Source organism: Nostoc sp. (genome assembly GCF_036918245.1).
Classification (GTDB): domain Bacteria; phylum Cyanobacteriota; class Cyanobacteriia; order Cyanobacteriales; family Nostocaceae; genus Nostoc.
On the sequence record NZ_JBALEF010000071.1, the window covers coordinates 1 to 11,988 of the forward strand.

Below are 11,988 nucleotides of genomic sequence, written 5' to 3' on the forward strand. Positions count from 1 at the left end.
GAAATACTGAAATACTCTATTCGATTATTACTTCACTACTTGAAGTATCGTTTTATCCTGGTGTTCAATTGATTCATACCGCACTCAGCAACGCCGATAATTTTAGTAAATTGAAAAGTTTTCCCCCAAAAGCCGCCCGATAATAGAAGTTGACTTGTGATTAAATCATTAAATAGTCAAGCGATCGCTAATAACTCCAAAGACTCAATCCGCTAGGAATTGCCCAAATTACTGAATTTCTTTATACCGCGAATTACCAGCCAAGCTCCTCCAGAAGAGATCAATAACAAGGGTGTTAACCAATCACCCCAACGCACATATAAAGTCTGTGTCTGTCGTCGATAAATTGTTTCAGCATGAGTTTCGTAGGTATTATATCCAGACATCCATAAGGTTTTGCCATGAGGATCTACAAAGGCTGAATATCCAGTATTAGTTGCTCGTGCTGACCAGCGATCGGTTTCAATAGCCCGCATGATATCCTGTGCATGATGCTGAAATGGCATGGATGCAGTGTAATGGGCATCGTTAGAAGAACTGAGAATAAACTGCCCACCCGCCGCCGCTTGACGGCTAAATTGTTCAGGAAAAGCAGATTCATAACATATACTAGCGATCGCTCGACCAAAAGGAGTGTCAAATAGCTGATTTGCTGAACCAGCAACTTGGTGTGCATCCAAAGGCGATAAGCGTTGAACTAACCCACCTAAAATTCCTTCAAAGGGAATATATTCTCCCAAAGGTACTAGTTTGGACTTATCGTAGCGGCTGACAATTTCACCTTTAGCATTGAAAGTAAACAAGCTAATTGTATAACTATCTCCCCGTTCGCCAAAAGCCCCAATCCAAGCAACTACGCCTTTTTCTTTCACAGCTGCGACTAAGGCAGTTGCTAGCAAATTACGCTGGAAAATAGGTAAGGCTCCTTCTGGGGTCAGGACTGCATCTACACCTTGATCTGCTAAAGTTAGATATCCACTGGTGTAATTTTCTTGAGCGCGACGAAACCCTTCAGAACTTCGTAAAAGTCGGTTCGGGATATTACCCTGAACAATCCCCACTTTCAAGGCTGCTTCTGGTACTTGGGCGATAGGACGGCTGTATAAGATAAAACCGATGAGGTGTAAGGTAATTAATAATCCTGTGGCGGTAACTAAATATTTATTAACGAACCGCAAAGGCACAGGGGACACAGAGGAAATTCTCTCTGCGCTCTCTGCCTCTTTGCGGTTCATCCATCCTTCAGCAATTAGGCCATTAACAGCAACTATTGCCGCTGTTACAGTATTAGGCCCAGACAGTTGACCCAGATGTACAATTACGAGATTATGCGGACTTTGTGTGTAAGCAAGGGAACTCCACCACAAAGGACCAGCACTCCACAGACTTTCTAAACCGCACCAGACGGCTGTACCAATCAGTATACGTAGCCACGGTTTTTGTCCGGCTAGGCGAACCATGACAGCCGCCCAAATAGCAACGAATACCCCTCCCAAGAGGCTGATAAATCCCCAACAAAAAAGGGTGATTGCCAAACTTGGCAACCACGGAACGCCCAACCAAGTCATGGGATGAATTCCCGTAATCCAAGATAGGGCGACACCATGATAACCGATACCCCAGAAGAAAGCAGGGGGGAATTGGTTTTTGCCTTTGGCTGAAGTGACAACTACCACCCATAAGGGGACTAGGGCAATCCAAGCCAAGAACCATGCACCTACAGGGGCAACGGTTAGCCCCATTAAAATGCCGCTAGCGAATGCAATGAAATAAGGGAGTAAGGCGGTTAACCTCTCCCCCTGCTTTTTATTCTGCTTCTTCTGCATCGCCAGCATCAGGTGGAACTATTGCCACTCCAGTAATGGCGTCGTCTTCGTCTAGACGCTGCACTCTGACTCCAGTCGCCGATCGCGATTGGATCGAAATCGCATTCACTGCTTGACGGATGATAATACCGCGATTTGTCACCATCATAATTTCATCAGCATCATTGTTGACAATGCGTAGGGTTGCCAACTTATCTTTGTTTTTGCGGTTTTTGAACTTGGTTGCCATTAAACCCTGACCAGCACGATTTTGCAGGCGGAATTGGGCAACTGGTACGCGCTTACCATATCCTCCCATTGTAATTACCAACACCCAAGGGCCAATAATGCCACTGCTAGGCACTTCAGCGGACTCTTCATTAATTTCGGTAATTTCGATATCTTCTGTTTCGATTGTTTCGATTGTTTCGATATCTTCAATTTCGGCTTCTGTAACATCCAAAGTTTCAAGAATTGCTGCGGGCAGAATATCCATACCCACGAGTTCATCTTTATTTTTGAGTTTCATGGCTTTCACCCCACGAGTTGCCCTACTTAAAGGACGCAGTTGTTCGTGGTTGCACCGGAAGTTAATCGCCATCCCGTTACGAGAACCAATAATTACACTGTCCTCTACTCTAGCGCGTCGCACCCAGCGCAGTTGGTCGCCTTCGTCTAAGGAAATGGCAATCAAGCCATTGGCGCGAATGTGACTAAAGGCTGCCAATTCGGTTTTCTTGATATTGCCGCCCTTAGTGAGCATGACCAGATATTCTTCGTTGCTAAACTCGTCAACCGGTACAATCGAGGTGATTTTTTCCTCTTTGGGAATCGGTAGCATTTGAACAATTGGTGTCCCGCGACTGGTACGCGAACTCGCTGGAATTTGATAAGCTCTCAAGCAATAAACAACACCACGCTCACTAAAGAATAAAATACTGTCGTGATCGCAGCAAGTCAAAAAATGCTCAATGGTATCATCATCTTTCACCTTGGCTGCGGCTTTGCCTCTGGTAGCACGGCTTTGCGCTTCAAAGGTGTTGACTGGCATCCGTTTGATGTAGCCTTGTTCTGTAACCAAAATAATCGCTTTTTCATTGGCAATTAGGTCACGGTCATCTAATTCCCCTTCCCCTGGTAAAATCACCGTGCGGCGGGGTGTGGCAAAGCTAGTTTTGAGTTGCGTGACTTCGGTTTCAATGATTTCCAGCACTCTCTCCCGACGGGCCAAAATATCCTGCAAGTCGGTAATCTTCGCTTGTAATTCTTCGTGTTCTAAACGAATTTTGTCTGCTTCTAAAGCAGTCAAGCGCCGCAATTGCATTTGCAAAATCGCATCTGCTTGCACTTCTGAGAGTCCGTAAGTTGTGATTAATTCGCCTTTGGCTGTGGGTGCATCGGGAGCATGACGAATTAAGACAATAATTGGATCTAAATGAGACAGGGCAATTAATAATCCTTGGAGGAGATGGTCGCGTTCCTCGGCTTTCCGCAGTTCGTAGCGGGTGCGTCTGGCAATGGATTCTATGCGGAAATCTAAGAAGACGGTTAAGAACTGCTTGAGGGTGAGTACTTGGGGTTCGCTATCCACCAACGCCAGCATATTCGCGCCGAAGTTGGCTTGCAGCGGCGTTTGCTTGTAGAGGTTGTTTAGCACAACACGGGGATAAGCATCACGCTTGAGTTCGATCACAATTCGCATCCCGTCGCGATCGCTTTCATCCCGGATATCTGCAATCCCTTCTAGACGCTTCTCGTTCACCATTTCGGCGATTTTTTCAATCAGCGCCGCTTTGTTGGTTTGATAGGGCAATTCGGTGATGATAATTGCTTCTCTATCTGGGCGTCCCCGTTGTTCAACGGTTTCAATGTTAGCTACACCACGCATGGTAATGGAACCACGTCCGGTAGTGTAAGCTTCTCGAATGGCTGATGTTCCTAAAATCTGCGCCCCAGTCGGAAAGTCTGGGCCGTGGACATACTGCATTAATTCCAGGTCGGTGATTTCTGGATTGTGGATTACTGCCACCAAAGCATCAATCAATTCGCCCAAGTTGTGGGGGGGAATGTTGGTGGCCATGCCCACTGCAATTCCAGAGGAACCGTTAAGCAATAACTGGGGAATTCGTGCTGGTAAAACTGTGGGTTCTTGCTGAGAACCGTCGAAGTTATCGGCAAAGTCTACAGTTTCTAATTCGATGTCGTGGAGTAGACCAGCGCTAGTTAAAGCTTGCAACCGACATTCGGTGTACCGCATGGCGGCTGGCGGATCGTTGTCTACCGAACCAAAGTTACCATGCCCGTTAACTAGGGGCGATCGCATGGAAAAATCCTGCGCCATCCGCACCAAGGCATCATATACTGCCGTGTCACCGTGGGGGTGATATTTACCCAATACTTCACCCACTACACGGGCGCATTTCTTAAAAGGGCGATCGTGGAGCAGACCTAGCTCGTGCATTGCGTAAAGAATGCGACGATGCACAGGTTTTAGACCATCCCTGGCATCTGGCAGCGCCCGACCCACTATCACGCTCATGGCGTATTCCAGATAAGACTGCGACATTTCGTTTCGCAAGTCTGTCGGGATAATCCTCTCCTGTGAGGTTGTCATAACCTAAAAATCTCCAAAAATCGTAGATTTTAGCTTTTTTACTGAACAAAGCGCAAAATTATTCTAAATTGCTCTTGAATAATTGCTATAATTTGATACAATTCTATCACATTATTGCTTTTTTATGCCTGTGCAGCTAACTCAGGCGCTTGTTTGATCCGTAGCTTCTCTCTGGGATTTGAGTTGAGATGCGATCAGAGGAACTTTAAGGGCAAGAAAAAATCCAATCAAACTGGCAAAAAGGTTTGGCGTAAAGGGACTCAAGTTAGTCAGTTTTGACAGTAGCGAAGTCGTACTTATAGGTGTGCGCGTTACGGCTGCGTTGACAGCCGCCATTGTACAAATCATGGCAAGGGCAGGATCGAGTCCTGGAATTAAGACTGCTACTGCTTTACCAATGCAATCACCAGTGAAAAATAGGGGAATGATGAATCCACTGCGCCACCTACCTGTTACCGTAATGCTAATGGCAGCCATTTTCCCAAGAGCTAGAGTTAAGAGAAAAACAGCACCAAAGTTAGCAGTCAGGACTGAATCTAACTCTTCATCTCCAAAATAACGCGTCAGGGGTAATAAAACTGCTAAACTGCCAAGTCCAACTCCTGCTAGTGTTGTGCGTACATAAATGGGGAAAGGAATCAGGGCAAAGACGCGATCGCAACTGCGAAAAATGCCCATAAAAATCCATCCTGCCACTGCCCCGATAATTCCAAACACGATCGCGATCGCAAAATCATCATTCCTTAGTTTAGTGAATCATTTTTAGTCTACAAAGAGCGATATTTTTGACGGGCTATAAAAAAGGGCGTACATCTATCTGTACGCCCCTAAAATATTTATCTGCACGCACCCTTTCCTGTCCTTGGAACCGTAATATTTCTCTCACCGGAAGGATAATTTTTCTGCTCATGTGCTATAAGTCGTATTTCCACGTTAGGCAATCGCAGCCCTTATTGGGAGACTAGAAGCATAACATTTCCGAAAGTCCAAATTGGAAGTATAAGCTTTCTGCAGGACATTGCAGCGTTATAAGCAAGGTAACGTTACACAGAAACACAGGAAAGCTGTCTCCGTAATTAGGTTCTAAAACAAAATGCTAAGGAAACTACAACGATTGCCTCAACTAATAACCCAACAATCTATTCCAGTCGAATTAATTCAGGCTAAGGCTTATGAGATATGGGCAACTCGTGAACGCAAGGGAGAAAACGGTAGTTCTGAAGATGATTGGTCTAATGCAATAGAATTTCTAAATAAACAATGGTGGTTTGTCAGTTCATGGAAGATAAACAGACAATATCAAGAATTAAAAGTCTTTGCTACAACTTCAATAAAAAATGCCATATCCTTTAAAACTTTAAGTCAAGCAGTAAACGCTTCAGTACTGATTGGTGCAATTACATTTATCGCTGGTGAACAGCAACGTCGTGATTTACAAGTCTATCAAGCATGGCAAGTCATTACTGCTGCACATGGACAGCCTGGCAGCGGTGGAAGAGTGCAGGCATTAGAATTTCTCAGCAGTGAACCAAGAAAAATTCCTTGGTTTTGGTTACGCTGGCAGAGAGAAAGTTTGTCTGGCTTAGAAGTACCAACGGCTTATTTGGTTCCTTCTCGTAAAGATATTGAAGATTTTGAGAAAAAGGGTGGTATTCAACTCTTAGAGGCAGACTTGAACAATGCCAATCTACAAGGGGCGGACTTAGAATACGCTAATTTACAAAGGGCACTCCTGATAGAAACAAATTTAAAAGAGGCAATTCTGTTCAAAGCCAATCTGAAGGGGGCAATCCTGTTTAAAGCTAATCTACAGAAGGCACTCCTGTTCAAATCTAATTTACAGGAGGCAAACCTATCCCAAGCTAATCTACAGGAAGCAAAGCTGATAGCAGCTAATTTGCAGAGGGCAGACCTAAGCCAAGCCAATTTACAAGAGGCAAACCTGAGCCAAGCCAAACTGCAAGAAGCTAAATATACAGATAAAAGTACTAGTGCTAAAACGTGTGAATCTTATTCAAAAGACTACCCATGTCCTACTATCTTCCCCCTCAATTTTGACCCGGAAGCAGCAGGGATGACTTTGCTAAAGTGATAATCAATCTTTTCAGTTGCAAGCTAGCAAAAATCATAAGCATCGCACCTCTGTACAAATTTCATCACTACCCTCCTTGCCATGTTTCAAAATTAATAATTTTGTCAAATCTAAAAAATTGTCAGCATAATATTTCCGAAGTGCATTGCAAGCAGAAGCTTTCCGTGACGGAAAAGTTATGCTTGCAGTGACATTTCCCTCTTTAACGAGAGTAAGGATTATTGAAGGTTTCCCAAGCAGCAATAGCCGCCTTTTGCAGACGAAAGCTGAAGTCTACTACGTCTTTCATCAATAAGTGCCAGTTTCTCTCAGCTTCATCTTGAATTACCGCCCAAGAGTTTTCTAAGCGATCGCGTTCCATCAGTTTCCTTCCTTCAATTAATTCCCGTGCTTGACGCACGACTTTCAAATAGGTTTCACGGGTGAGAGTACCTGCTGAATCAGCCTCAGCTTGAGCGCGTCTTTTTAGCGCCTCAATTAACGCTTTGGTTTCGCGTTTCACCTCATCAGTTTCACCAGCCATTTCGGTTTCCACTAATTTGTCGGTTTCAGAACTTATTTTTACAATTACTCTGGATTCAGTAGATTCGATATTGTTAGAATTCATACTTAAAACATCCTTAATTGCAAAGTTTACTCTCCAATAAAAATTGCACCCTATCTTAATAGTCATTAGTCATTTATTTTACAAAGGACAAATGACAAATGACTAATGACAAATTAATAAGTTTTTGTTGGCAGTTGTTGCTCTAATTTTAGTAATGCAGCAACTCGCATTTCTGTCGCCGGGTGACTGGAAAATAAGTTACCCAAAAATTGTCCAGAGATGGAATTGATAATTAATAACGGCTCATAAGCTGGATTGGCATTTAAAGGCATTTGCTTTGCTGAAGCTTCTAAGCGTTGCAATGCCCTAGCTAAGGCGCGGGGATTACCAGTTAATCTAGCAGAACCTGCATCAGCGGAAAATTCTCGTGTGCGCGAAATTCCTAGCTGAATGATTGTCGCAGCCACTGGCGCAAGCATGACTGTTAATAAAACACCTAAAGGATTTCCACTTCTGTTGTCATCTCGTGAACCACCGCCAAACCATAGGCTGTAACTAACCATTTGGGCTAGGAATGAGATCGCACCAGCCACAGTAGCAGCAACAGCTTGTGTGAGAGTGTCACGATTAATAATATGGGTTAGCTCGTGGGCGATAACACCTTCGAGTTCATCATCTGGCAATATATTTAGAATACCTTCAGTGACAGCCACAGCAGCGTGTTCTGGATCGCGCCCTGTAGCGAAGGCGTTAGCACCTTGGCTTGGAACGATATAAACTTTAGGCATGGGAATGTTAGCGCGATCGCTCAATCTCTGCACCATCCGATAAAGTCCTGGTGCTTCACTTTCACTTACAGCTTGCGCCTGGTATACTGCTAGGGCAATTTTATCTGATTGATACCAAGAAAACAGGTTGGTTGCTGCTGCCAAGCCAATCCCGATAATCAAGCCACTATAACCGCCAATTACCCAGTAACTAATTGCAATCAAAAGACCACTTAATGCAGCTAGCAAAGCAGTCGTTTTCAATTGATTTGTCATATTTTTGCTCTCCTGCTAATGCTGTGTAAATTTTTGAGAAAACAGCATTACTTCAGCTACATTTTGATTTTATCCAGCTAAACTTAGATATATGGTATAGAAAACCTATCAGATAAGTACGGTTTTCCTGCTTAAGTTTTAGTAATACTAATTTAGTAATAGAATTAATACGTATAGATACTAAAAACGCATCTATCTATAGGAATAAATTGTTTATCTAGTCAGAAATTACGAGTGTGATGCTTAGATTGGGTTATGCGTACACCATTAGTTAAGAGCCATTTCCTTATGAAGGTTCTGAGTCTATTCCTTGTGCTTGATATACTTGTTCGGTAAATAGCTGAAAATCTAATTCGCACGCCTTCAAAGCTTCAGTAGCTTGTGAATATTTTGGGGCATCAAACAAATCGCGATCGCGAATTTTTGGCAACCAAGAACGCAGTTTCGTTAGTTCTGCCTCATTCTCTTGCAGTTCTGCAAAAGAGAGATTACTTATTCTCCGTTCCTCGCTCAATTCGCTATTGAAATCTCGACATTGCCCTAAAAACTCTTGATATTTTTGGTCTACCTGCTGTTGAAAGCGCTCTAGGAACATAGCATTTTGCTCAGGTTCATCAATGCAAATGGTGAATAAATCTGCTTCACCACCACCTGCTGTAATGTCTGCTTTCAATTCTTTCAAATGGCTCTGCAAGTCTTCTCGCTGTGGTAGCAAGCACACCGACTGCTGTAGATAAAGTGCGCCCAATCCCTTAAGTTTACGCCAAACATACACCCGTTGCGTTGAAGGCTGTGCAGGTACTTTGTACACCAATAGATTCCAAGATTTTCTATCCATAGACGCATTGTAACAAGTGTTGCCTTCAATCTAATATTTCTATCCGAGTTTATAAAACATCTGTTGAATTAAGAAAATTATGATGAATCTGAACTATAAAGTTGGGAGCATTGACCAAATAATTACTAATTCGTAATGACGCTCGATGACTCGCTAACACTGCGCTAAGGTAATTCGTAATTATTAAAAGGGTACAAGCCCCCACTAAATTTTTAATTTAGTGGTCAACAAGACACTGGAGGGTTCAAAATTTCTGATGATGGCAGCATATAATACCGCCAATGATACACATTATTTATCTATATCGTAGAATACCAAAGATATTGACCCACAGTAAAAATGGTATTATTAATCAAATCATTAACGGCGATGGAGCTCGCCAAAACCGCCTTTCCAGTGCGATAAACTCTCTTATGGAAGGCTGATGGCTCCTACTTTCCTTGCTAACTGCGGGAGAGTAGGGCTTGGCTAAATGCATTACCTGACTCTCCTGTAGAAAGTATCTGTCTACAAATCGCACCTCAAGGAGTCATGGGATGAAACACTTTCGTCAGTTTGAACCATTTATTGCCTTGCCTCATCTAATCAAGTGGTTGCCCATCTCCTTTGTAGTTGGCATTCTTGCTGGAACTGCTTCTGCGGCTCTTTTAGCATCATTGGAATGGGCAACTGATTGGCGGGAATCACATCGGTGGATTATCGCCTTGCTTCCTCTTGGTGGCTTCTTGAGTGGTTGGATTTATCATCAATTTGGTCAGACTGTAGAAGCCGGAAATAATCTTTTACTAGAAGAAATTCATAACCCCAAAAATATTATTCCCTTCCGTATGGCTCCTCTTGTTTTACTAGGAACAGACCTTACCCATTTTTTTGGTGGTTCAGCCGGTCGTGAAGGTACAGCATTACAAATGGGTGCTTCTTTGGCAGACCAGTTAACTAAAATATTGCGTTTTCAAGGAGCTAATCGGCGAATTTTGTTAACAGCAGGTATCAGTGGGGGATTTGCTTCAGTTTTCGGCACTCCCTTAGCTGGAACTGTATTTGGTCTAGAAGTTTTAGCGATTGGTAAAATTCATTACGATGCTCTTTTTCCTTCTTTAATTGCTGCGATCGTTGGAAATCAAGTCACCTTACTATTAGGTTTACATCATACAGCATACCGACACCCTCCCTCTATACCGACGCTTACAATTTGGGGATTGATTTCTGCCATTATTGCAGGTGCAATTTTTGGAATTGTAGCGAGATTATTTGCTAAAGTAACTCACCAAATTAGTCACTTCTTTAAAGCAAAAATATCTTATCCTGCACTGCGTCCTTTTATCGGCGGTGCAATAATAGCAGCAATTGTCGGGTTGAGTGGTACAACTAAATACATTGGGCTTGGTATCCCTACTATTGTTGATTCTTTTTTCACTCAGCTACCTCCTTGGGATTTTGCAGCCAAATTGGGTTTGACTGCTCTAACTTTAGGAGCAGGTTTTAAGGGTGGGGAAGTGACACCTTTATTTTTTATTGGTGCAACTTTAGGTAATGCTTTATCGTTGCTTTTAGCATTACCTGCACCACTGTTAGCAGGGATGGGATTTGTGGGTGTATTTGCGGGTGCAGCAAATACACCTTTGGCATCCACCTTAATGGGAATTGAATTATTTGGTCTGAAATCGGGGGTATTTATTGCTATTGCCTGTATAGTGAGCTATTTATTTTCAGGTCATTCAGGAATTTACTCTGCACAGCGTATTGGGTTGAGTAAATACTCTGCTGTATATTTAGAAGAAGGGGTGACTTTGGCTAATTATGGACGAGAAAAAGTTGAGAAAAAAGTTGATTTACTTGATGATGGTGAAGAAGAAAGAAGTAATTCTGAGAAATAACTTTTTGATGTAATTAATTGATAATTGAGAGTTGTTAAGCGATAAGAGGTTTGACAAATGAATAATCATGGATTCAGCAAATTAGTTGCCTTTCTAAATCAATTGGAACAAGAGAGAATTAGTTACACTTTAGCCCATCATCAGGATGAGACTATTATGGTGAATGTGGCGGTGGCTGGTGAACGATGGGAAGTGGAATTTTTTGAGGATGGTTCGGTTGAGGTAGAACGATTTGTTAGTAGTGGATAGATTAATGGGGAAGAAGTTTTTAGTGAATTATTTGCTATGTATTCTGAGCCAGAAAATAATTCTGCCAAACATACTCAAAATGCTAATTTGGCAAGCACGACGTGAAGGCGATCGCGCTTTGTCTAACCTGTAAAATCGAACCTTGAATTTAACTGCTCATCTAAAGGCTAATCATTATTTGTATATGTGATTGCTGGGGAACGAAGTTCGTGTCCGACTATGGCAGAGTAGAGACGGCGTATAACGTCTTCAAATTGCTTCCAATTCTTCCAAAGCTTGAAAACTTCCTACTTGCCAACTACGTTCTACGGCAGAAGGGATAATCTGAGTAATAGCTATATCCTCAAAATCAGGGCTGGTGTTAGATTTTATATATTTCCCCTCTTTCAGCAAATAAATAGAAAGGGTTCCACTGTCGTAAACCCATAATTCTGGGACTCCAATGGCTTCATAAGCATCAAGAGTAGTTTTTGGTGTGACATCAGTCTCAATCGCTAAATCTGGTGGTGGATCATCAGCTTGTAAGCGGCGATGACCAATCATCCGTTGATAATTTTGAATATAAAAGCAAGCATCAGGTTCAACTCCTGCTACACCTTGCTGTTTAAAAGTAGTGGAACCAAAAGGTTGGTATCTGATATCTTTAGCCTTCAGCAATATTTTGACAATATCAGAAATTAAATCTTTGGGTATTTCATGTTCTGGTAAAGGAGCCATAATTTCTAAAGTACTCTGGCTGTAGGCAATTCGTGTGGTTCTTTTTTCTCCCAATTCTTGTAAAATAGATTCAAATTCTTCCCAGCTAACATCTGGAATTGTCACTGTGCTACCAGGTGCTAACTGCATCTGGCTAACAGCTTTGAAAACGGGGATAGCAGTAGTCATAACCAAAATATTAGTAAGCTGAATCTCAATAATTATGT

General features: G+C 42.6%; 9 protein-coding genes, 1 pseudogene and 1 riboswitch. Of the genes and pseudogenes, 3 read left to right on the top strand and 7 right to left on the bottom strand.

What is annotated here, in order from left to right; all coding sequences use genetic code 11:
• Positions 1-212: 212 nt before the first annotated feature.
• The 3 genes and pseudogenes from lnt to V7L12_RS19825 all read right to left on the bottom strand — a co-directional run.
• Positions 213-1,826, bottom strand: a complete 1,614-nt coding sequence (gene lnt / locus V7L12_RS19815; protein WP_335086793.1) for an apolipoprotein N-acyltransferase — start codon at positions 1,824-1,826, stop codon at positions 213-215.
• Complete coding sequence (gyrA, locus tag V7L12_RS19820) at positions 1,807-4,419, bottom strand: DNA topoisomerase (ATP-hydrolyzing) subunit A (RefSeq protein WP_335086795.1); 2,613 nt, start codon at positions 4,417-4,419, stop codon at positions 1,807-1,809. The genes lnt and gyrA overlap by 20 nt, the downstream gene beginning before the upstream one ends.
• Positions 4,420-4,560: 141 nt before the next feature.
• Positions 4,561-5,157, bottom strand: a pseudogene (locus tag V7L12_RS19825) (chloride channel protein); the annotation flags it as partial.
• Positions 5,158-5,533: 376 nt separating this feature from the next.
• Between V7L12_RS19825 and V7L12_RS19830 the strand changes: the two are divergent.
• Positions 5,534-6,511, top strand: coding sequence for a pentapeptide repeat-containing protein (locus V7L12_RS19830; protein WP_335086797.1), 978 nt, complete (start codon positions 5,534-5,536; stop codon positions 6,509-6,511).
• A gap of 202 nt (positions 6,512-6,713) precedes the next feature.
• On the opposite strand, the gene V7L12_RS19835 is transcribed toward V7L12_RS19830, so the two are convergent.
• The 3 genes from V7L12_RS19835 to V7L12_RS19845 all read right to left on the bottom strand — a co-directional run bounded on the left by V7L12_RS19835 (position 6,714) and on the right by V7L12_RS19845 (position 8,939).
• Positions 6,714-7,118 carry a hypothetical protein gene (locus tag V7L12_RS19835; protein WP_335086798.1) on the bottom strand — a complete coding sequence of 135 codons (405 nt, stop codon included), beginning with the start codon at positions 7,116-7,118 and terminating at the stop codon, positions 6,714-6,716.
• Between the two features lie 113 nt (positions 7,119-7,231).
• A complete protein-coding gene (locus V7L12_RS19840; RefSeq protein ID WP_335086800.1) occupies positions 7,232-8,101 on the bottom strand; it encodes a zinc metalloprotease HtpX in 870 nt (289 codons plus the stop codon).
• 286 nt (positions 8,102-8,387) lie between these two features.
• Positions 8,388-8,939 carry a Chromate resistance protein ChrB gene (locus V7L12_RS19845; RefSeq protein WP_335086802.1) on the bottom strand — a complete coding sequence of 184 codons (552 nt, stop codon included), beginning with the start codon at positions 8,937-8,939 and terminating at the stop codon, positions 8,388-8,390.
• A gap of 356 nt (positions 8,940-9,295) precedes the next feature.
• Positions 9,296-9,380, top strand: a riboswitch (Fluoride riboswitch).
• A gap of 95 nt (positions 9,381-9,475) precedes the next feature.
• Here V7L12_RS19845 and V7L12_RS19850 point away from each other — a divergent pair.
• Positions 9,476-10,816: a voltage-gated chloride channel family protein gene (locus tag V7L12_RS19850; protein ID WP_335086803.1), complete on the top strand. Its 1,341-nt coding sequence runs from the start codon at positions 9,476-9,478 to the stop codon at positions 10,814-10,816.
• A 57-nt stretch (positions 10,817-10,873) separates the two neighbouring features.
• The gene (locus V7L12_RS19855; RefSeq protein ID WP_335086804.1) at positions 10,874-11,065 is read left to right on the top strand and encodes a hypothetical protein; all 192 of its coding nucleotides are present in this window, start codon (positions 10,874-10,876) and stop codon (positions 11,063-11,065) included.
• A 249-nt stretch (positions 11,066-11,314) separates the two neighbouring features.
• On the opposite strand, the gene V7L12_RS19860 is transcribed toward V7L12_RS19855, so the two are convergent.
• Positions 11,315-11,950 carry a Uma2 family endonuclease gene (locus V7L12_RS19860; protein WP_335086805.1) on the bottom strand — a complete coding sequence of 212 codons (636 nt, stop codon included), beginning with the start codon at positions 11,948-11,950 and terminating at the stop codon, positions 11,315-11,317.
• Positions 11,951-11,988 lie beyond the last annotated feature (38 nt).

What these genes read in the sequence shown, in the direction of transcription:
- lnt (WP_335086793.1), bottom strand. Translation starts at nt 1,826, where the DNA reads ATGCAGAAGAAGCAGAATAAAAAGCAGGGGGAGAGGTTAACCGCCTTA.
- gyrA (WP_335086795.1), bottom strand. Translation starts at nt 4,419, where the DNA reads ATGACAACCTCACAGGAGAGGATTATCCCGACAGACTTGCGAAACGAA.
- V7L12_RS19835 (WP_335086798.1), bottom strand. Translation starts at nt 7,118, where the DNA reads ATGAATTCTAACAATATCGAATCTACTGAATCCAGAGTAATTGTAAAA.
- V7L12_RS19840 (WP_335086800.1), bottom strand. Translation starts at nt 8,101, where the DNA reads ATGACAAATCAATTGAAAACGACTGCTTTGCTAGCTGCATTAAGTGGT.
- V7L12_RS19845 (WP_335086802.1), bottom strand. Translation starts at nt 8,939, where the DNA reads ATGGATAGAAAATCTTGGAATCTATTGGTGTACAAAGTACCTGCACAG.
- V7L12_RS19850 (WP_335086803.1), top strand. Translation starts at nt 9,476, where the DNA reads ATGAAACACTTTCGTCAGTTTGAACCATTTATTGCCTTGCCTCATCTA.
- V7L12_RS19855 (WP_335086804.1), top strand. Translation starts at nt 10,874, where the DNA reads ATGAATAATCATGGATTCAGCAAATTAGTTGCCTTTCTAAATCAATTG.
- V7L12_RS19860 (WP_335086805.1), bottom strand. Translation starts at nt 11,950, where the DNA reads ATGACTACTGCTATCCCCGTTTTCAAAGCTGTTAGCCAGATGCAGTTA.